At 68.5% G+C, this 19449-nt stretch carries 15 protein-coding genes and 4 pseudogenes; 6 read left to right on the top strand and 13 right to left on the bottom strand.

Annotation, left to right across the window (positions count from 1 at the left end):
- Nucleotides 1-453: 453 nt before the first annotated feature.
- Nucleotides 454-846, bottom strand: a complete 393-nt coding sequence (locus tag MLGJGCBP_RS25180) for a hypothetical protein (protein ID WP_007298581.1) — start codon at nt 844-846, stop codon at nt 454-456.
- Nucleotides 847-1238: 392 nt separating this feature from the next.
- Here MLGJGCBP_RS25180 and MLGJGCBP_RS54365 point away from each other — a divergent pair.
- A pseudogene (locus MLGJGCBP_RS54365) lies at nt 1239-1376 on the top strand (helix-turn-helix domain-containing protein); the annotation flags it as partial.
- Between the two features lie 423 nt (nt 1377-1799).
- Here the strand turns inward: MLGJGCBP_RS54365 and MLGJGCBP_RS25170 are convergent.
- Nucleotides 1800-2702: a universal stress protein gene (locus MLGJGCBP_RS25170; RefSeq protein ID WP_039951863.1), complete on the bottom strand. Its 903-nt coding sequence runs from the start codon at nt 2700-2702 to the stop codon at nt 1800-1802.
- Nucleotides 2703-2910: 208 nt separating this feature from the next.
- Here MLGJGCBP_RS25170 and MLGJGCBP_RS25165 point away from each other — a divergent pair.
- Nucleotides 2911-3096, top strand: a pseudogene (locus MLGJGCBP_RS25165) (DUF1490 family protein); the annotation flags it as partial.
- Between the two features lie 4 nt (nt 3097-3100).
- Here the strand turns inward: MLGJGCBP_RS25165 and MLGJGCBP_RS25160 are convergent.
- The 4 genes and pseudogenes from MLGJGCBP_RS25160 to MLGJGCBP_RS25145 form a co-directional block, all read right to left on the bottom strand.
- Nucleotides 3101-3361: a hypothetical protein gene (locus MLGJGCBP_RS25160; RefSeq protein WP_007298583.1), complete on the bottom strand. Its 261-nt coding sequence runs from the start codon at nt 3359-3361 to the stop codon at nt 3101-3103.
- Between the two features lie 144 nt (nt 3362-3505).
- On the bottom strand, nt 3506-6481 hold the full coding sequence (locus MLGJGCBP_RS25155; RefSeq protein ID WP_007298584.1) for a UPF0182 family protein: 2976 nt from the start codon (nt 6479-6481) through the stop codon (nt 3506-3508).
- A gap of 63 nt (nt 6482-6544) precedes the next feature.
- Nucleotides 6545-7084, bottom strand: a complete 540-nt coding sequence (locus tag MLGJGCBP_RS25150; protein ID WP_236581357.1) for a hypothetical protein — start codon at nt 7082-7084, stop codon at nt 6545-6547.
- Nucleotides 7081-8408: pseudogene (locus MLGJGCBP_RS25145) on the bottom strand (hemolysin family protein). The gene MLGJGCBP_RS25150 and the pseudogene MLGJGCBP_RS25145 overlap by 4 nt, the downstream one beginning before the upstream one ends.
- Nucleotides 8409-8629: 221 nt before the next feature.
- Here MLGJGCBP_RS25145 and MLGJGCBP_RS25140 point away from each other — a divergent pair.
- Nucleotides 8630-8791 (top strand): hypothetical protein, encoded by a 162-nt coding sequence (locus tag MLGJGCBP_RS25140; RefSeq protein WP_160098819.1) that lies wholly within the window; start codon nt 8630-8632, stop codon nt 8789-8791.
- Between the two features lie 46 nt (nt 8792-8837).
- Here MLGJGCBP_RS25140 and MLGJGCBP_RS25135 read toward each other — a convergent pair whose 3' ends face one another.
- Together MLGJGCBP_RS25135 and MLGJGCBP_RS25130 are read right to left on the bottom strand one after the other, a co-directional pair.
- Complete coding sequence (locus MLGJGCBP_RS25135) at nt 8838-9851, bottom strand: hemolysin family protein (RefSeq protein ID WP_007298587.1); 1014 nt, start codon at nt 9849-9851, stop codon at nt 8838-8840.
- Entirely contained in the window at nt 9844-11217 is a 1374-nt protein-coding gene (locus tag MLGJGCBP_RS25130) for a hemolysin family protein (protein ID WP_007298588.1), read from the bottom strand. The genes MLGJGCBP_RS25135 and MLGJGCBP_RS25130 overlap by 8 nt, the downstream gene beginning before the upstream one ends.
- Before the next feature lie 395 nt (nt 11218-11612).
- Between MLGJGCBP_RS25130 and MLGJGCBP_RS25125 the strand changes: the two genes are divergently transcribed.
- Entirely contained in the window at nt 11613-11798 is a 186-nt protein-coding gene (locus MLGJGCBP_RS25125; RefSeq protein ID WP_007298589.1) for a hypothetical protein, read from the top strand.
- A 202-nt stretch (nt 11799-12000) separates the two neighbouring features.
- Here the strand turns inward: MLGJGCBP_RS25125 and MLGJGCBP_RS25120 are convergent, their stop codons facing one another.
- The 3 genes from MLGJGCBP_RS25120 to MLGJGCBP_RS25110 form a co-directional block, all read right to left on the bottom strand.
- The gene (locus MLGJGCBP_RS25120) at nt 12001-13068 is read right to left on the bottom strand and encodes a potassium channel family protein (protein WP_007298590.1); all 1068 of its coding nucleotides are present in this window, start codon (nt 13066-13068) and stop codon (nt 12001-12003) included.
- Nucleotides 13069-13189: 121 nt separating this feature from the next.
- Nucleotides 13190-13855, bottom strand: coding sequence for a potassium channel family protein (locus MLGJGCBP_RS25115; protein WP_039951859.1), 666 nt, complete (start codon nt 13853-13855; stop codon nt 13190-13192).
- Entirely contained in the window at nt 13848-15170 is a 1323-nt protein-coding gene (locus MLGJGCBP_RS25110; RefSeq protein ID WP_007298592.1) for a TrkH family potassium uptake protein, read from the bottom strand. The genes MLGJGCBP_RS25115 and MLGJGCBP_RS25110 overlap by 8 nt, the downstream gene beginning before the upstream one ends.
- 1201 nt (nt 15171-16371) lie before the next feature.
- Here MLGJGCBP_RS25110 and MLGJGCBP_RS25105 point away from each other — a divergent pair.
- Both MLGJGCBP_RS25105 and MLGJGCBP_RS25100 read left to right on the top strand, forming a co-directional pair.
- On the top strand, nt 16372-18153 hold the full coding sequence (locus MLGJGCBP_RS25105) for an AMP-dependent synthetase/ligase (RefSeq protein ID WP_007298593.1): 1782 nt from the start codon (nt 16372-16374) through the stop codon (nt 18151-18153).
- 549 nt (nt 18154-18702) lie between these two features.
- Nucleotides 18703-19002 (top strand): annotated as a pseudogene (locus tag MLGJGCBP_RS25100) (TetR/AcrR family transcriptional regulator); the annotation flags it as partial.
- A 140-nt stretch (nt 19003-19142) separates the two neighbouring features.
- On the opposite strand, the gene MLGJGCBP_RS53270 reads toward MLGJGCBP_RS25100, so the two are convergent.
- Both MLGJGCBP_RS53270 and MLGJGCBP_RS25095 read right to left on the bottom strand, forming a co-directional pair.
- A complete protein-coding gene (locus tag MLGJGCBP_RS53270; protein WP_258085253.1) occupies nt 19143-19265 on the bottom strand; it encodes a hypothetical protein in 123 nt (40 codons plus the stop codon).
- Between the two features lie 34 nt (nt 19266-19299).
- Nucleotides 19300-19440, bottom strand: a complete 141-nt coding sequence (locus MLGJGCBP_RS25095) for a hypothetical protein (protein WP_157234271.1) — start codon at nt 19438-19440, stop codon at nt 19300-19302.
- Nucleotides 19441-19449 lie beyond the last annotated feature (9 nt).

The following is a 19449-nucleotide window of genomic DNA, read 5'->3' as shown; positions in this document are numbered from 1 at the left end:
GCGGGCGACGACCACGTCCGCGAGCGCGGTGACCAACCAGGTCAACACGCCCCTGTAGACGGTCGCCGCACCGGCTCGCTCCCGGGCGGCTGCACCAGCGCGGACAGCTCCGCGGACAATGCCGTGAGGTGCCGATCGCCTACCAGGGTAAGCAGGTGCCCGGCCAACCTGGCTTCCGGATATGCCCGGCCACCGACGTCCGAACCCATACCCGTCGGATACCCAGCCGGTCGGTGGACACACCCCGCTCCCGTCACCGATCCCGCCGATCCAGTCGGTCAATCGCCGACCTCGACGACCTCGACGACCTCGACGACCTGGTGCAGGTGATCACCGCCCAGGCGATTGAGGTCGACCGGTCGGACGGGACCTGCCCCCTGACCGAAACCCATGCCCTCACCCCGCAGGCGGGGGTTTCGTCGACGCCGGGGTCAGGTCAGACGACGGGCGGCATCAACACCGCTCGATGCCGTTCGCCCGGTCGAACTCCTCGGTGGTCAGCACCGTGGAGTTCACGATGTCGACCTGATTCGGGTTCGCCCGCTGCGCGTTCAGCGTGCGCACGACCTCACCCGCCTCGTCGGGGCCGTCCGCGATGAGGCTGATGGTGATCGCGGTCCCCCGCTCACCCCGCCCGATCGCGGGATGAAACCCGCAGAGCTGATCGAGTCGGTGGTCGAGGTCGCCCTCGGTGAGTTGGTCGAACCGTTCGGCGAAGTTCGATGGTGGCGTTGTACATCCGTCGGGGCACGGTGGCCTCCTTCTGCGCGGGTGCGCCGGGGATTGCCGGCGTGTTCGTGACGGACGGTAGTCCGATACCTGTCGCGCGCAACCGAAACGGGACACCGGGGGTGTTACGGACCCGGGCGCAGCGGATCTCGCGGTCCGCTTGTCGCCGCGGCCCACGCTCACCCGGACCCCACGACCGCCACCACCGCCGGATCGGTGACCATGCGCTCGGGGCCGCGGCGGCCTGCAGGGGCGTGCACCCGGGAAACACCGGCACCTGGCACCGGCATCGGTCACACTGGCCTGGCGGAAGCACGCGTTGCCGGGACACCCCGGCAACGTCGAATCCATTCTCGCCGAAGGGAAGTCCGAACCGGAGGAGACCCGATGCCCGTTTCACCCCACACATCGTTGCGCCGCGTCCAGGACCGCACCACCGACCTGCGCCGATGGTCGCGCGGGCTGAAGAACATCAGTTGTGACGAACTCGCGGACCGGACCGGTCCGGCCTCAGCCGACCGACTATGGCGAGGATCGAGCGGGCCGAGCGTGAGATCGGATTGTCCGAGCTCTACAGGATTTGCGGCGTCCTGGACGTCGAACCGAGCGACCTTCTGCAAGCGGCGCAAGATGTGCTGAGGAAGTAACCAGCTCCGTCGCGTGCGGACGATCAGGTCCGGTCGCTTCAACGCTTCGTCCTCGATTGCCCGGCTGATCTGCCCACGTTACGAACAATCGGCTGACAGCGGCCACATCATGCGCGAGCGCGCATCAGATCAAAACCAATCGCGAACAACCGGTCTGTGTGCCCGCCGTGCGGGCGTAAGGCGCCACCCAATTCTGCCAGCGTGAATGTTCGCCCGGTCGATCCCCGTGTTCGTGAGCGCGGCGATGATCCTCGCGACCCGGGCGTATCCCAACTCCACACCCGGGAACGTACCGAAAATTCAGGGCAATACGCCTGTTGTGACACGAAATTGTGGAACTAACTTTCGAGACGCTGTGACCAGGGGGTTTTCCCGGGATTTGCGGCGGCTGCATCCGGTGTCCCAAATTCCCAGCGCTGCCGTTCACGGGTTCCCGTGGTGCGCACCGCGGTGGATCATGATCGGGCCGGGGCTGTGGTGGAGTAGATGCTGGCTCACCGATCCGAGGATTGCGCCGGTGAAGCGGCCGCGGCCGTGGCTGCCGACCACGACCAGTTGCGCGTCGGCGGCCTGATCGGTGATCAACTGTGCCGGATTCTTCGGTTCGACCACGGCGGTGACCGCGACGTCGGGGTACCGCCGTTTCGCCTCGGCGAGTTGTGCGGCCAGCACGGCCCGTTCGGATTCGTCGAGGGCTTCCCAGTCGACCAGCAATGGAATGGTCACGTCGCCGGCCGAGTGCCGAGTCGACCAACCGTAGACGGCGATCACCGGTGTGTGGCAGAGATGCGCGAACTCGAATGCCGACAGTACGGCGGCGGCGCTGGAGCCACTGGGGTCGACGCCGACGACGACCGGCCGATGGTCCGGGAGCGTCCCGGGCTGTCCGCGCCACACCGTGATCGGGCAGGTGCTGTGTTTGACGAGGTGGATTGCGGTCGAGCCGGTCGCCAGCGCCCCCACTCCGCGTGGGTCGTCGGCGCCGACCACGATCATCGTCGCGGCCGCGCCGCATGCCGTCAGAGCCGGAGCGGTCGGCCCCGGGACCAGGTCGGTGCGCACGTCGAGGTCCGGGAAGCGGAGCCGAACTGCGGTGGTCGCCTCGCCGAGCATCATCTCACCGACCTTGCGAGCCTGGGCGATTGCCGGTGCCTGTCCCATGGCGGTGACGTCGCTCACGCGGTAGAGCGGCTCGGGGAGGGCGTGTACGAGCCTGAGTGGTGTGCCCGTGCAGGATGCCAGCGCCGATGCCCACACCGCAGCTCCCCGAGCGGCCGGTGATCCATCGACCCCGACCACCATCGTTTGACCCGACGATGCATTCACACCGATTTCCTCGGACATGGGAACCACGATTCGTGCGACACCCCGACTCTTCGCCGATTGGAGACGCACTTCCAGTGTGCCCGATATCGGTGCGGGCCCGGGGCGGGGGCTCGCCCGCCGCCCGGGACGGTCCCGGTGGTCCGGTCGCGGGTGGCGCACCTGGGCCCCGCCTGCATGCGAATCCCCGGCGCGAGTGCCCTGATGAGGTATGGCCGTTCACATGCTGCTCGCCAAGGCCGCGTCCACCGTGGTGACCGGCGCCGTCGGGGTCGCCGCCTACAACGCGGCCCGCACGGTGGTCGCGAAGGCGCCGCTGCACGAGGCGGTCGTGACCGCGACCGCGTGGGGGTTGCGTGGGGCCCGTAAGGCGGAGGAGGGCGCCGAGTCGGCCCGAACGGTCAGAACGAATCGACCCCGACAACGGCCGCGACAACGGCGGCCGGGAGCAGCGCACCCAACCCGAGCGAGGCCAACCTTGCCCCGGCGGTGCGATGACCGGCGAGGCGGAACACGCCCAGTCCGATGAGACCTACAGCAGCGGCAGCCAGTACCAGGTAGAGCGGGGTGAGGGCAAGCACCGCACCGCATCCCACGGCGAACCCGACCAGGACCCAACCCCACCGCAGATCCTCGGCTTCGAGACTCGACCCGGTCAGCATCAACCACTTCCTCGCTGACCTGTGACTTTACCCGCCTGCGGGGCTATTCGGCGCTCTGCCCGCCGCCGGTCTCATGCCGGGCGCTGTGGCAGATCATCGTCAGGCAGAGACTGTGGTGGAGCACGGTGATGGTTCACCGACGGCCTATTCCCCTGCGGTTTGGTAGGCGTCGACCGCCTCCTGCAGGCGGGCGAGGGCCGCGACGATCGCGACGTAGTCGCCGCTGTCCTGGGCGGTGCGCAGGTTGGCCAGTGCCGCATCGAGTTCGTCGACGGCGGTGGCCACATCCCCAGGTGTGGGTGGGGGCGTCGCCGGGGCGGGGGCGTCCTGCTGCTGCGGGGGCGTTTGGGGTGGGGGTTCTCCGGTTCCGGGTGGTGAGGGGGTTGCCGCGTCGCCACCGGGTGCGGTCGCCGCGCGACCGGTTCCGGCGCCGAAGACCTGGTCGAGGGCCTCGGCGAGGGTGGGGGCGTAGCCGACCCGGACACCGCCGGTGCCGGGCTCACGGTAGCTGACCAGCACCCGGGAGAGTTGGGGGAAGGTCGAACCGTTCTGTTCCGAGGAGATCCGCTCGGTGTAGAGGGGTTCGAGGTAGAGGACCCCGCCGTCGGCGATCGGCAACGTCAGCAGGTTGCCGTACTGGATACGGTTCGAGCGCTCGAGCAGGGTGCGTTCGGAGGCGACCCGGGTGTCGGAGATCATCGAGTTCTGGATCTGTTGCGGTCCCTGCGTGAGGGTGTCCGTCGGCAACCGCAGCACGGTGAGCGTGCCGTAGTTCTCGGGGTCGGAATGCGCGGAGATGTACGCGGAGAGGAACTCGCGGTTGAACCCCACCATTGCGCTGGCCAACCGGAACGAGGGTTGCGCGCTCTGCTGGTCTCCGACCAGCACGTAGAACGGTCGCTGGTTCGGGTTCTCCTCCACGGTCGGGTCGCTTGGCACCGACCAGAAGGCGTTGGTGGTGAAGAACTCCCGGGGCTCGTCCACGTGATATTTGGCCAGCAGCTCCCGCTGTACCTCGAACAGGTCCTCGGGGTAGCGGAAGTGGGCGCGCAGCTCCTCGGGCACGGTGTCCTGCGGCTGCACGGTGCCGGGGAAGATGTTCATCCACGCGGTCAGGACCGGATCCTGGTCATCGACCTGATACAGCGTCACGGTGCCGTCGTAGGCGTCGACGGTGGCCTTGACGGAGTTGCGTGCGTAGGAGATTTCCTCGCGGGGCAGCTGGCGGCCGGTGGCGGCGTCGGTGACCGGCTCGTCGAGTGAGCTGCGCTGCGCGTACGGGTAGTTGCCCAGGGTGGTGTACGCGTCGATGATCCAGACGATCTTCCCGGCCACGACCGCGGGGTAGGGGTTGGCGTCGGTGGTCAGCCAGGGGGCGACGTGCTGGACGCGTTCTACCGGGTCGCGGTGGAAGAGGATCTTCGAATCGGCGCCGATTGCCCGCGAGAACAGAAGGTTGCGTTCGGCGTACTTGGCGGCGAATGCCAATCGGTTGAGCCAGTTTCCGATGGGGACGCCGCCGGCTCCGGTGTAGGTGTAGGTGGAGGTGTCGGTGTCGTATTCGCGGGGCGGCGAGTCCGGGGTGGCGCCGACGACGGCGTAGTCCGGGTCCGATTGGGCGATCACCTCGCCGTAGTAGATGCGGGGTTGCTCGACCGGGATCACCTGGTCTGCCGATCCCTGGGTGGCGATGTCGCTGACGGCGTAGATGGGGTAGCCGCTGTTGCTGTTGGAGGTATCGACGGTCGCGTCCCGCACGGCGGCGTTCACGCGGTTCGCGGGGGCGGCGACGAATCCGTTGCCGTGTGTGTAGACGGTGTGCTGGTTGATCCAGTCCGTCTGGTTGCCGGTGAGGCTGTTCGGGGACAGTTCACGGGCGGCGACGATGTAGTCCCGGGGTTCGCCGTCGATGTCGTATCGGTCGATGTCCAGTGTCGCCGGGAACCCGTAGAAGTTCTTGAGTTGCTGCTGCTGAGTGAAGGTGCGCGAGAGCACATCCGGGTCCAAGAGGCGGGCGTTGGCGATGGTCGTCACGTCCGCGGGAACCTCGCGGGGAGGGCGGGTTCCCACACCCGGATAGTCTCGGTATTCGACGGTGTCGCCGCCGATCCGGTACGCGTGACGGGTGGCGTCGATGTTGCGCTCGATGTAGGGGCGCTCGACATCGGCGGCGTTCGGGCGCACCGAGAACTGCTCCATCAGCAGCGGCCACACCCCGCCGACCAGGATCGAGGACAGCACCAGCAGCGCCGCGGCCATGGCCGGGATCCGCAGGTCGCGCAGCACGATCGCGGCGAAGAACGAGGCGGCGCAGATCACCGCGATCGCCGCCAGGATGAGTTTGGCGGGCAGTTCGGCGTGGATGTCGGTGTAGCCGGCGCCGGTGAAGGTGGGTTCCTTACGGCTGCTCGAGAGCAGCGCGTAGCGGTCGAGCCAGTACGCCACCGCCTTGAGGACGATGAACGTTCCGGCGAGCACCGCGAGCTGGACGCGGGCCGGCCCGGACAGCGCGCCGCCCTTACCGGACACCCGCAACCCGCCGAACAGGTAGTGCGTCACCAGGCTGGCCAGGAAGGCGAACAGCACGGCCACGAACAACCAGTTGAGCACACTGCGGTAGAAGGGCAGATCGAAGGCGTAGAACCCGATGTCGTGCCCGAACTCGGGATCGGTCCGCCCGAAGGAGCCGCCGCGCAGGAACAGTTGCACCGTCGCCCAGTTGCCCTGCGCGATCAACCCACAGAGCAGACCCACAGCGATCGGAATCCCCAGCCCGAACAACCGTTTCCGGCCGAGCACCATCGTGCGGTAGCGGGCGATCGGGTCCTCCGGCCCGGAGGCGGGGATGAACACCGGCCGCGAGCGGTAGGCCAGCAGCACACCCAGGAACACGATGCCGGCGACCAGCGCCGCGACGATCACGAACAGCGACAGCCGGGTGAGCACCACCGTCATCCAGACGCCACGGAACCCGACCTCCCCGAACCACAACCAGTTCGTGTACATCTCGATCAGCGGTGGCCCGACGAACAGCAGGACGAACGATGCGAACGCCACCATCAGCCACACCCGGGCGCGGCGGGACAACAACGGTTGACCCTCGGGGGTCCGTATTCCCATGTCCCACGCTCCCGGTCTAGGTACGAGTCCAAACTTTCGCCACTGTTGCCCGCGGCCTGGTCCTCACACTCCGCCAGGAGCTCGCCGTGGCGGCCGCTGCTGCGCACGGAACACGGAGTGCTGTGCACGCAGCACAGAGCAGGACAGCAGCAGGAGCCCGTGCACGGCCACGTTGAGCAGCGCCGGTCCCAGGTACACGGTGTACACAAGGGATTCGGCCGCGGGGTCGAAGCGGTACGGGTCGACGATCACCGGCAGGGACCAGGGCAGACCCAGCGGCAGCAACGGCAGCAGCAGGATGCCGGCCCCGATGTTCGCGCCGCCGGTGGGATCGGTGAGCTCGGCGACGAGCACGAACAACAGAAGCAATCCGAGCACCAACGCCGCGTGCACGCCGAAGAGCCAGGTCCAGATCCGGCCCTGCCGCCGATTCTTCACGAGGTGAGTATCGTCCGGCGGCACCGCCGCCGCCAAGGCCGCTGCCGGCCGAGGCCGGACCGGCGGATGTTGCGCCGGTTCGTGGCCGCCGTCTCGGCGCCGAAGCCGACCACCGACCAGTCGAGTCGGCCCGGAATGGTACGGCCCGAGGGCGTTGCGGTTCATGACCGCTCCGAGTCCACGTGCGTGCGCCGCGTGTCCGCGGTCGGCCGGGGGTGGGTGACGCGGACCCGGGAGATGCGGCGGCCGTCGACGGCGCTGACGGTGAGCCGGTGACCGTCGAAGGTGATGCCGTCACCGAGTTGCGGCACCCGTTGCAGCTCGTGCAGCACGAAACCGGCGACCGTCTCGTACGGGCCCTCGGGCAGGGTGATGCCGGTGACGGTCTCGAAGTCCTCGATGATCAGGAGCCCGTCCACCTGCTGGTGGGTCGGTGGTCGCGATGCTCCGTCGGCGGTCACCGGCGGGGTGGTTTCGTACTCGTCGCCGATCTCGCCGACGATTTCCTCCACGATGTCCTCGAGGGTGACGATGCCGGCGGTGCCGCCGTATTCGTCGACGACGATCGCGATCTGCAGATTGTCGCGGCGCATGTCCGACAGCGCGGCCAGGGCGGGTTTGGAGGCGGGCAGTTGCAGGACCGGCCGGCAGAGCTCCGCCACCGTGGCCACCCGATGCTCATCGGCGCGCAGCAGGTCACGCAGGTGGACGACTCCGACGATGTCGTCGAACGAGGCGGCGGTGACCGGATACCGGCTGTGCCCGCCATCGAGTGCCTGCCGCCGGGCCTCGCCGAGGGGGGTGGCGGCGGGCAGGAAGTCGACGTCGGTACGCGGGCGCATCACCTCGGCCAGCGAGCGCCGGCCGGCATCGAAGACCTCCGAGAGGATGCGGCGTTCGCTCTCGGCGATCGCGGTGTGCCCGATCAGCAGATCCCGCAGCTCCTCATGGGTGATCGCCTCCCCTTTCGCCTTCGGGTCTCCACCCACCAGCCGCACCAGCAGGTCGGTGGAGGCCGACAGCAACCAGATGACCGGGCGCATCGCGGTGGCGAACCGGTCCAGGGTCGGCGCCGTCAGCAGCGAGACCTCGGTGGAGCGTTGCAGGGCAATACGTTTGGGGACCAACTCACCGAGGATCAGCGACAGATACGCGATCAGCAGGGTGGTGCCGATCAGTGCAGTGGCGAGGCGGCCGCCGGCGGCAGACCCCACGCCTGCAGAGAGGGCACCAGAGCGGGGGCGATGGTGGAGGCGCCGTAGGCGGCGGAGAGAAAGCCGGCCACGGTGACACCGATCTGCACCGCGGACAGGAACCGGTTGGGATTACGCGCCAACGCCGCGGTGCGGGCGCTGCGGCCCGTGCGCCGCTCGAGGCGACGGATCTGCCCCTCCCGCAAGGACACCAACGCAATTTCGGTGGCGGCGAACACGCCACCGACCAGCACAAAAAGCAGTACCAGTCCGGCATTGACCACGATGTCGTTCATCGCAGCCGCCCAGGTCGGAGCGGCCGGGGTCTGTGACGGTGGCCCATGTCCCTTCTCCTCGCGAGGAGTCCTCGAACGGCTGGTGGGCTTCAGTGTAGGCGAAACCGGACAAATCGGACATTGTGGATGGGAGGTGTGGGCCGACGTCCGCCGGAGCGGGTCCGAGGGAGGAAGAAGGTGTTCGGTCTTTGTTGCACCGACACGGGTTCTCCGACACATTCGTGTCTGTGCCTCTCACCGTTCTGGTCCAAATCGCCTGTGTGGTCGCGTTGGTGTCGGTGGGCACGATGCTGGTGGTGGTCGGAGCGCTCGGATCGGGGTTGGTGTGCCTGCTGGGCAGCGGGGTGTGGTTCTGGCGGCTGTACCGCGACAGCGAGCCCTGACCGGGAGATCGCTCGGTCAGGACCCGCCGCGTCGGGACCCGCTGGGTCAGGCGGCGGCGGCGGTCGGCAGCAGCCGCTGCAGCACGTCGGTGAGGGTGAGCAGCCCGGTCACCTCGCCGTCGTCGTCGAGGACGAGCGCCAGGTGGCTGCGGGTCTCGCGCATGGTGCGCAGCGCCTCGTACACCGGGGCGTCGGCGGGCAGGGTGAGCACCGACCGCATCAACGCCCGCGCGGTGTAGGACGGCGGCGCGTGCAGGCTGTCGCGCACGTGCACCACACCCTCGACGCCGGCGTCGCCGCGGACCAGCAGCCGCAGGTGCCCGCAGCGCTGACCGGCGGCGCGGATCTCGCCCGGGGTCGCCTCCGGGGGGACACTGGACGGGGCCGGGTTCGGCCGCACCATCTCCCCGACGGTCACAGCCTCGAGTTCCAAGGCGCTGGTCAACTGACCGTGGTAACGCTCGTCGAGGGTGCCGGCGGTCGCCGAGTGCTCCACCAGGTGCCGCAGTGTGTCGGAGTCCTGACCGGAGCCGACCTGGTCGACCGGGGTCACCCCGACCTTGACCAGGCACCAGTTCGCCATCCGGTTCAGCGCGTTCAGGGCGGGGCGGTTGGCCCACATGAACCCGCGCATCGGGATCGCCAGCAGGGTCGCCGATTTCTCCGGGTGCGCGATCGCCCACGACTTCGGTGCCATCTCCCCGACGACCAGGTGCAGGAAGGTGACGACGAGCAGGGCGAGGACGAACCCGGCGACGTCCGCGAGCCACAGCGGGGCGCCCCATCCCTCGAAGGCCGGGGTGAGCCAGTGATGGACCGCGGGTTTGGTGATCGCACCGAGCGCGAGGGTGCAGACCGTGATGCCGAGCTGCGAGCCGGCCAGTAGCACCGACAGCTCCGACGCGCTGCGCAACGCGGCCCGGGCCGCGCGGCTGTTCGGTGCGGCGTCCTCGAGCCGGTGCCGGCGGGCCGCGATGAGCGCGAACTCGACCGCGACGAAGAACGCGCTGGCCGCGATCAGCCCGACCGTGACGACCACGACGACCCACGGACTACTCATCGGCCGACCCTCCTTGCTGTTCGGCGTGAACGGTGACGGACACCGAGGACGGCACCCGATGGGCGACCCCGCGAACCTGCGCGGTGAGGTACCGGCGCGGCGGATCACCGTCGGCGATCAGGTCGGCCGGGTCGGGCGCGAGCGGGATGTCGACGGTGTCTCCCATGCGGGGCAGACCGCCGAAATGGGCGATCACCAGCCCGGCGAGCGTCTCGTAATCCCCGTCCGGCACGGGGTGCCCGACGATGCGTTCGACCTCGTCCAGATGCAGCCCTCCGGGAATCGTCCAGCCGTCGGCGGCGGACCCGATCGCCGTGCTGGTGTTGGCGGGGTCGTGCTCGTCGGCGATCTCCCCGACCAGTTCCTCCGCGAGATCCTCGATCGTGACGATTCCGGCGAATCCGCCGTACTCGTCGATCACCAGGGCCATCTCCTCCTTCCTGTCGGTCAGCTGGGCGAGGACCTGCGGCAGCGGCAGCGAGGCGGGCACGATCACCGGCGGCCGGCACCGCGACCCCGCCGTCCCCGACGGATCGGCACCCAGCAGGTCGTGCAGGTGGATCACCCCGTGCAGGTCGTCCGAACTCGTCCCGACGACGGGGTAGCGGGTGTGCCCGGAGCCCATCCGGTCGAGCACCGCGGACAGCGGCTCGGCGGCGCGGACGGTGTCCACCTGTGCGCGCGGGATCATCGCATGCTCGGCCGTCTCGGTGGGGAAATCGAGAATGCGGTCGAGCAGGGTGGACAACTCCTTCGGCAACTCACCGGCAGCGCGGGACTGCGCGACGATGTGCTCGAGGTCCCGGGGCGTCGCCGAATGCTCGACGTCGTGCACCGGCTCGATCCGCAGCGCCCGCAGCAGCAGGTTCGACGACTGGTCGAACAGCCGGATCAACCAGCCGAACAGCCTCAGATACAGCGTGGTCGACAGGGCCAGCCAGCGGGCCACCGGTTCCGGACGGGCAATGGCCAGGTTTTTCGGGAACAGCTCACCGAAGACCATCTGGACGAAGGTGGAGAACCCGATCGCGAGGATCGCGCCGACACCGATCCCGACCGCGGTCGGGACCCCGACGCCGCCGAGGAGTTCCCCGAGGCCGCGGCCGATCAGGGGCTCGGCGACGTAACCGACCAGCAGGCCGGTGACGGTGATGCCGAGCTGGGCACCGGAGAGCATGAACGAGGTGCGGCGGGTGACGGTCAGGGCCCGGGCGGCGGCGGTGTCACCGGCCTCGGCGCGGGCCTTCAGCCGCGAGCGGTCGACCGCCATGTAGGCGAATTCCTGGGCCACGAAGTACCCGGTCACCGCGGTGATGGCGACCACGACCAGGATCCCGAACGTGATGCTCACAACGATGGTCACCATCTGCTCACCCGCGACCGGGTGATGGGGCTGCGATCAGCAGCACGGGGCGGGCGGGGTCTTCGAGGTTTGCGTTTGCGCGAAGCGCTGCTCATAACTCTCTCTGCAAGTCGGGGACAGAACGTCGCTACCAGGACGACGACCCAATGGTAAAGGGTTCTTTACAATCGGGTCTGCGGGCGGGGTCCCCGAACGCCCGCTCTCCACACAAGTGCCACCTGCTCCCGGAGGCGCTTCGTTTCGTTGCGTGCCGCGATGTGGCACTCCTTTCGGCTCGAGTTGCACACCGGTGCCCCACCGGTGACGGTGGCTGGGGACGAACTCGCACCATTGACAACAACGGCAGATGACGGGGCCGACCTGGCCGCCGACTGCCCGGAAAGGGAGGCGGTCGCGCGATGACCTACACCGTGCAGGTGACCCGGGACGGCAAGGCGTGGTTACTCGAGGTCCCCGAGTTCGGCATCGCCGGCCACACCTGGCGCCTGGCCGACGCCGAAGCCGACGCAACCGATCTCATCGCCGCACACCTCGACGTGCCCCGCAGCGGGATCCAGATCAAGGTCTGTGTGAACCGTTCATAGGCTCCGGTCGTATCCATGGGCATGACCAGGAGGGCGCCCCGGAGCAGCAGGAAAGCCGGCGGCGACGCCGATCACGGGCGGCCAGACCGCCGCCCCCATCGCACCGACACGTGTCGTCGTAACCTCCGGAGAGCTGGCCCTCGAGTTCACGACCGGTCGCCGCACCAGTGGTGCACGGCATCCACCAAGCATTGGTTGCCGGTCAGTCGGTCACCTGTCGGATGTAGAGCAGCGTGTCGCCCGCCGCTACCGTGTCGACCTCGGGTGTTCCGCTGCGCAGCAACCGTCCGTCGCGCACCACACCGAGGACGATGTCGGGCAGCTGCCGCGGTGACTCGCCGACCTCGCCGGGTTCGACGGTGCGTTCGGCGATCGCGAATCCGGTCTCCGGGGTGAGCAGGTCCTCGATGATGTCCACCACGTTCGGGGTGGTGGTGGCGGCGCCGAGGAGCCGGCCCGCGGTCTCGGAGGAGACGACCACGGTGTCGGCGCCGGACCGGCGCAGCAGGTGCGCGTTCTCGGCTTCGCGCACCGAGGCGACGATCTTCGCGTTCGGTGCGAGTTCGCGCGCGGTGAGCGTCACCAGTACCGCGGTGTCGTCGCGGGTGGTGGCGACGACAATCGACGACGCATGCTGCGCCCCTGCCAGTCGCAGCACGTCCGACTGGGTCGCCGACCCGTGCACGGTCACCAACCGCTGCTCGGTGGCGGTGTCGAGGACCGCCGGATCGGTATCGACGATCACGATGTTCGAGGGGTCGGCCCCGTCACCGAGCATCGCGTTGACGGCGGCGCGGCCCTTGGTGCCGTACCCGACGACGACGGTGTGATGGCGGGTGCGGCGCCGCCACCGCTGAATCTTGTAGCTTTGGCGGGAGGTCTCGGTCAGCGCGGCGAGGGTGGTGCCGACCAGGACGATGAGGAAGAAGATCCGCAGCGGGGTGACGACGAGGATGTTGACCAGCCGCGCCTGCGCGGTGATCGGGGTGATGTCCCCGTAGCCGGTGGTCGACAGCGACACCGTCGCGTAATACACGCAATCGAGCAGCGAGAGCGGGTTTTCTTGCACGTCGCGGTAGCCGTCGCGGTCGAGGTACACGATCAGGACCACCGCGGCCAATGCGGCGAGGGCGTACCCGATCCGCCGGGTGATGGCCTGCCCGGGACTGCTGTGCAGCTGCGGCACCCGCAGGATTCCCACCAGCGCGAAGTCGGGGCGTTCGGTGAGCACGTCGGATCGACTGAACCGGGCGCGCAACCTGCCGGGCATCACCTCGATCACCTCGTTCCCGTCACCGTCCCGGAGGAGCCTACGCGCCGACCGCTGGTCCGCATTGAGCACTGGACATCGATGCTCCCGCCCGCGAGGCCTCGGACGCGGGACGGGGGAGTCAGGTCAGTTCGCTGAATCGTTCGGTATCACGCACCCGGCCGGAGACGATGATGGTGTCGCCCGGCGCGAGGACGGTGTCGGCGGTGGCGTAGGTGAAACCTTCACCCGGGCGTTTGATCGCGACGACGGTGACGCCGTACGTGCTGCGGACGGTGGTCTCGCCCAGGCGTTTGCCCACCATTACTGCCGGTGGGGTGGTCTTGACCATCGCGAAGCCGTCGTCGAATTCGATGTAATCCATCATCCGTCCGCGCACCAGGTGCGCCACCCGCTTGCCCATGTCGTGTTCGGGCCGCACGACGTGCGCGACACCGATCTGGTGGAGGATCTTCGCGTGCGCGTTGCTGATCGCCTTGGCCCACACGTTCGGCACCGCCAGGTTGATCAGGGCGGACGCGGTGAGCAGGCTGGCCTCGAGGTCGGAGCCGATCCCCACCACGGCCCGGTCGTAGTCGTGCACCGACAGCTGGCGCAGCGATTCCTCGTCGGTGGTGTCGGCGACGGCGGCGTGCGTGAGGCGGTGCGAGATCTTCTGCACCACCGCGTCGCTGGAGTCGATGCCGAGCACCTCGGTGCCCTGTTCCATCAGCTCGAGGGCGAGGGATTTGCCGAACCGGCCCAACCCCAGCACCACGACGACGTCGGAGGACGGTTTCCTAGCCAATGAACGGCCTTTCTTCGGGGAGTTCGTAGCGTCGGTCCCGCTGCCGGGCGGCGAGCGCGCTGACCAGGGTGATCGAGCCGATCCGGCCCAAGTACATCAGCACCACCAGGATCAGCTGCCCCCAGTCCGGGAGTTGCGCGGTGATGCCGGTGGACAGGCCCACCGTCGCGAACGCGGAGGTCACCTCGAACAGCAGCACGTTGAGATCGAAGTGGGTGCCGGCGAGCAGCACGATCGTCGGGACCATCACCAGGGCGACACCGATCAGCGCGACCGACAGGGCTTGGCGTTGCACCCGCGGGGCGATCCGGCGGTCGAAGATGGTCACCGACCGATCGCCGCGCACCTCGGCGACGATCGCGAACAGCAGCAACGCGAAGGTGGTGACCTTGATGCCGCCCGCGGTGCCGCCGCTGCCGCCGCCGATGAACATCAGCACGTCCGTCACCAGCAGGGTCGCGGGATCCATCTGGGCGTAGTCGACGCTGTTGAATCCGGCGGTGCGGGGCATGATGCCCTGGAACGCGGCCACCAGCAGTTTTGACCCGAGATCGTGGTGGCGCAGGGTGTAGCCCCATTCGAGTGCCAGCACCAGCGCCGGCCCGGCCACCAGCAGCACCGCGGTGACCGTGACGGTCAGCCGGGTGTGCAGGCTCCACCGGGCGGAGTTGGTGCCGCGGACCCGCCGGCCCACCTCGAACAGCACCGGAAAGCCGATGCCGCCGAGGATCACCGCGGCCAGCAACGGCACGCAGATCCACGGGTCGTCGGCGAATCCGATGATGTTGTCGCTGTAGAGCGCGAAGCCGGCGTTGTTGAACGCCGAGATCGAGTGGAACACCCCCAGCCACAGGGCCCGCCCGGGTGGCTCGTCGTAGCCGACCGCGAACCGGGCCGCCAGACAGAGCGCGGTGACGGCCTCGATCAGGACGCTGACCCGGACGACCCCGACGACGACGCTGCGCACGTCCCCGAGCCCGGAGGCCCGGACCTCGGCGGCGGCGTTGAGCCGGGCCCGCAGCCCGATCCGGTTGGCGAGCATCAGTCCGACCAGCGACGCCATCGTCATGATCCCGAAGCCGCCGACCTGGATCAGGGCCAGGATGGTGCCCTGGCCGAACCCGGACCAGTGGGTGGGGGTGTCGACCACGATCAGCCCGGTCAGGCACATCGCCGACGTCGCGGTGAACAGGGCGTCGATCACACCGCTGTGGGTACCCGGCTGGCTCGCCGCGGGCAGGAGCAGTAATCCGGTGCCGACGGCGATCGCGGCCGCGAAACCCAGGGCCACCACCCTCACCGGGGTCAGCGTCACCCGTATCGCTGCCCACCGCAGTGGGGGGGTCGGCGACGCGCCGGTGCGTGAAGTCACGAAGAGGAGGGTAGCCCCGGACGTCACCGCCGCAGTGTTCGAACCCTGTGAACCCGTTGTCGGGCGACCAGGTGTAATTGATCACCGCTTCATAGGGTCTTCCTGTTCCGCTCAACCGACGTGGACGATGTGTTGCCGTCTCACGACGTTCCGCCCCAACGTCGCGCCCGTCACATGCACCCAGCACACGGGCGATCACCAGTTACGCAGGTAGGGAATTAGCGCAGCCCCGTGGACCGACCCCAGGTGTCTGTCGCCGCCACCGCACACATGGGACACGGGTGGGCCCCGCCCTCAGTCGATGCAGAACTCCGTGACGAGCCCCTCGGGTGTGATCGTCGAGGACTTCTCCGGCGCGGGTGACCTGCGCCCGAAGGCCTATGGGTGATGGGGCCCTGTCCCGGCGGTGGGCGCTCGCCCCTCGACGACGAAGCCCCGACACCGATCTCTGTGATCTGGTGGGGGCATGAACAGGCCCGGTCGATGGCAGCGGGGCCCGATGTCCGACAGGGCTTTTCGGTGCCGCGCCGTCTATGGTGCATCAGTCCTTGGATCTTCTCGCGGGCATTTCGTTCGACATCGTTCGTCATGAAGGAATCCTCCGCCTGGGGCGGTGGTGGGGTCATGCCGCGGGACCGGTACTCGACGTGCGCGCGCTGCCGTAATTCAGGCCGCCGCGCGGCGCGCGTGACCAGCTGGACGGCCTCCCGTGGATGTTCGCCGCGGATAGCTCATCCAGGCGGCGTGGACGTGCCCAGATGCGTTTGGCCGGGCGGACCCGTGCCGTATCGGACCGCCCGCGACTTGGTGACGCGGTCCGATCGGCGGTATGCGCGAGTGGATGCGTATGCGCGAGTTTGGCCGGCGGGGCAGGTCGCGGCCTGCGTGATCCGCTCGGGTCCGAGCTGTTCGCCGTGCCGGTCGAGCGGTGCTCGCGGCATCGCCGGTAGATACTCGGGGCCATCACACTCGGTGCTATCACGGCACCTAGCTCGCCGAAGATCAACAGGACTGGACGACAGCACCGACACCTGTCGGGGTCAACGGACATCTCGCCGAGCAGCTCGACGGAATCCGGCGAATCGGAATCCGGGTGCGGGCCGTGAGTCCTAGACTGGGCGCCACATCAATCGTGGGAGGTCCGATGAGCTCTCGTGGCGCCGCGCCGACGACGCTGTGCGCCGCTTTCCAGTCCACCGCCTCGAAGTATCCCGACCGGGTCGCGCTGCGCACCCCGGACGGCTCTATCAGCTACACGTGGCGGGACTACGCCGACCGGGTGCGGCGCATCGCGGCGGGACTGTCCGGTCTCGGGGTGCGCCGCGGCGACACCGTCGGGCTGATGCTGACCAACCGTCCCGAGTTCCACCTCGTCGACACCGGCGCGCTGCACGCGGGTGCCGTTCCGTTCTCCATCTACAACACGCTCACCGCGGAGCAGATCGCCTTCGTACTGGGCAACGCCGGCAACCGGGTGATGATCTGCGAGGCGCAGTTCGTGCCGGTCCTGCAGCAGGCGATCTCCGGTACCGCGGTCGAGCATCTGGTGTGCGTCGACGCCCGCCCCGAGGGCACCCTGACGCTCGACGAACTCGAGGCCGCCGCCGACCCGTCGTTCGACTTCGACGCCAGCTGGGCGGCGGTGCAACCGACGGATCTGCTGACGCTGATCTACACCTCCGGCACCACCGGGCCGCCCAAGGGTGTCGAGCTCACCCACGCCAACACGCTCGCCGAGCTGGCGGCGACGAGTTCGGTGCTGGCCACCGGACCGGACGACCGGATCGTGTCCTACCTGCCGGACGCGCATGTCGCGAACCGGTGGGGCGCGCACTACCAGAGCATGTACGGCGGCATGCAGATCACCACCCTCGACGATCTGAAACAGGCGATCACCGTGCTACCGATGGTGCGGCCGACCGTGTTCGGCGCGGTCCCGCAGGTCTGGTACAAGCTCAAGGTGGCGATCGACCTGACCCTCGCCGAGGAACCCAGCCCGGTGAAGAGGAAGCTGGCGCTGTGGGCGATCGACGTGGGACGGCGCCGCGCGCGGCTGCGCTCGGACGGCCAGGACGTCCCCGCGGTGCTGGCACTGCAGCATGCGGTCGCGGACCGGCTGGTACTGGCCGCGGTCCGCAAAAAACTCGGCCTGGATCAGGTTCGGGTCGCGGTCACCGGTGCGGCCGCCATCTCCACCGAGGTGCTGGAGTTCGTTCTGGCACTGGGTATTCGGTGCTCCGAGGTGTGGGGCATGTCGGAAACCTCCTGTGTGGTGACGATGAACCGGCCCGACGCAATCCGGATCGGCACGGTCGGCCAGGTCCTGCCCGGCACGCAGCTGAAAAGCGACGACGGGGAACTGCTCGTCTCCGGTCCGCTGGTGATGCGCGGCTACCGCAACGATCCGGAACGGACCGCCGAGGCGATCGACGAGGACGGCTGGCTGCACACCGGCGACATCGCCGAGATCGATGCCGACGGATACGTCCGCATCGTCGACCGCAAGAAGGAACTCATCGTCAACGCGGCGGGCAAGAACATGTCGCCGGCGAACATCGAGGGCGCCCTGCGGGCGGCCTGCCCGATGCTCGGCGGCGCTGCGGTGATCGGCACCGACCGCCCGTACAACGTGGCGTTGCTCGCGCTCGACCCCGACGGTCTCGCCGCGTTCGCCGACCGCCACGCGCTGCCCGCGGCGGGGCACGGAGAACTCACACAGCATCCGGTCGTCCTCGCCGCCGTCGAGGAGGCGGTACGGTCCGCGAACGCGAAGCTGTCCCGGGTCGAGCAGATCAAGCGGCACGCAGTGCTGCCGAACATCTGGGAGCCGTCCGGCGACGAACTGACCCCCACCATGAAAATCAAGCGCCGACCGATCGACGCCAAGTACGCGGCCACCATCGAGGAGCTGTACTCGGGCCGCTGACCTCGCCGCCGCGGCTGCGTTGACGCCGCGGGAGTCCCGGACGGCGGCCGTGTGTCGCTTCAGGTCGGCGGCGCGGGCGGCCGCATTCTCGTCGTCGAGTAGGTAGGACGCGGCGCAGTCGCAGTCGATGAGGAACTGCTCGTACGCCAGCACGCACCGGCCGCTGCTCGTCGAGATGAGTGAGCGCGAGGCTCTCGACCCACTGGAAGGGGAGGCGGGCCAGCTGGTAGTGGAAGTGGAGGAGAGCCATCGGGAAGTCACCGAGTGTCACGGGCGAGATCGTAGCCCGGCGCGGGCAGGGTGCGACCAGGATCGGCACATGCGCCCCGGGTGGTCGGTGCAGGAAAGCGCCGCCGGTGTATATCAGATATTGGATGCTTACATATGGAGGGCTACTCCGGATATGCCTTCGGTTGTCGGTGCGAGCGCTTCTCCGTGGGGGTGCTCCGTTCGCGCTCTGCTGGTACGTCGAGCGCGGAGAGCACCACATGGGCCGGAACGCCAGCTGACGACCTTGTGCGAGAACGCATCGCGCACACTCGCCAGTCCACCTACGAGATCACCGCGCAGGCCCTCCGACAACGCGGCGCCGGCAACGACTCTGCCGGGGCGATCGCAGCCCGCCAGTACCGCACCATGGACACCGAAGCAATCGCGTTCCTCGACCTGTGCGTACACCGGGCCGGGATCATCTGGGGCACGCCCGTCGAATAAAACGCACGCGTCATTCTGACTGCGCTCGACGGGCTGGTGCTGCGCTGGCTCGTCGACCGCGACGACGACGCCACCCTTGCCGCCCTCGACGACCTGGTGCAGATGATCGCCGTGAAGACTCTCGAGGCTTGCTGACCGAATCCACTGTGTGGAGCGTGTACGCCGCCAGGTTTGGTCCCGTCCCGTCCACCGTCACATTACGGGTTTTGTAGGCGATTTCCGCGTGGTAGCAAACCGAGGCCGTCGGGATGTGCGCGAGTGGTCGGACCGATGTGTCAGCCGTTCGGGTGGAACGGCGCCCCGCGGTGGCGGGGCTTGCCGGTAATTCGGCCGAGGAATGATTGGAGGGCCGCGGTGCCGGCGAGCGCTCCGAGCAGCAGTGTCACATGGGTCTTCATGGTCGAGGATCCTCTCGATCTCGGTGACTGGTGTTCAGTTCGGGGTGGAACGGGGCCGGTGTCGGTCGCCGGGGAACATTGCCTCGATGCGGGCCTTGATCTCGGCGGTACTGATCGGCCCGGTGCGCGGTGCGGTGAGGTGCGGGTTCGGTGCCGCGGGGGAGGAAGTGCTCATGTAGTTCGG

It is taken from the genome of Rhodococcus sp. T7 (assembly GCF_009872365.1).
Lineage (GTDB): Bacteria > Actinomycetota > Actinomycetes > Mycobacteriales > Mycobacteriaceae > Rhodococcus_F.
This window is presented reverse-complemented; position numbering and strand designations above follow the sequence as displayed.

Bases quoted from the DNA above. Each gene is read 5' to 3' on its own strand.
- MLGJGCBP_RS53270 (WP_258085253.1), bottom strand. From the start codon at position 19,265: ATGAAGACCCATGTGACACTGCTGCTCGGAGCGCTCGCCGGCACCGCG.
- MLGJGCBP_RS25120 (WP_007298590.1), bottom strand. From the start codon at position 13,068: ATGCCCGGCAGGTTGCGCGCCCGGTTCAGTCGATCCGACGTGCTCACC.
- MLGJGCBP_RS25095 (WP_157234271.1), bottom strand. From the start codon at position 19,440: ATGAGCACTTCCTCCCCCGCGGCACCGAACCCGCACCTCACCGCACCG.
- MLGJGCBP_RS25160 (WP_007298583.1), bottom strand. From the start codon at position 3,361: ATGCTGACCGGGTCGAGTCTCGAAGCCGAGGATCTGCGGTGGGGTTGG.
- MLGJGCBP_RS25125 (WP_007298589.1), top strand. From the start codon at position 11,613: ATGACCTACACCGTGCAGGTGACCCGGGACGGCAAGGCGTGGTTACTC.
- MLGJGCBP_RS25135 (WP_007298587.1), bottom strand. From the start codon at position 9,851: ATGAGTAGTCCGTGGGTCGTCGTGGTCGTCACGGTCGGGCTGATCGCG.
- MLGJGCBP_RS25105 (WP_007298593.1), top strand. From the start codon at position 16,372: ATGAGCTCTCGTGGCGCCGCGCCGACGACGCTGTGCGCCGCTTTCCAG.
- MLGJGCBP_RS25130 (WP_007298588.1), bottom strand. From the start codon at position 11,217: ATGGTGACCATCGTTGTGAGCATCACGTTCGGGATCCTGGTCGTGGTC.
- MLGJGCBP_RS25155 (WP_007298584.1), bottom strand. From the start codon at position 6,481: ATGGGAATACGGACCCCCGAGGGTCAACCGTTGTTGTCCCGCCGCGCC.
- MLGJGCBP_RS25150 (WP_236581357.1), bottom strand. From the start codon at position 7,084: ATGAACCGCAACGCCCTCGGGCCGTACCATTCCGGGCCGACTCGACTG.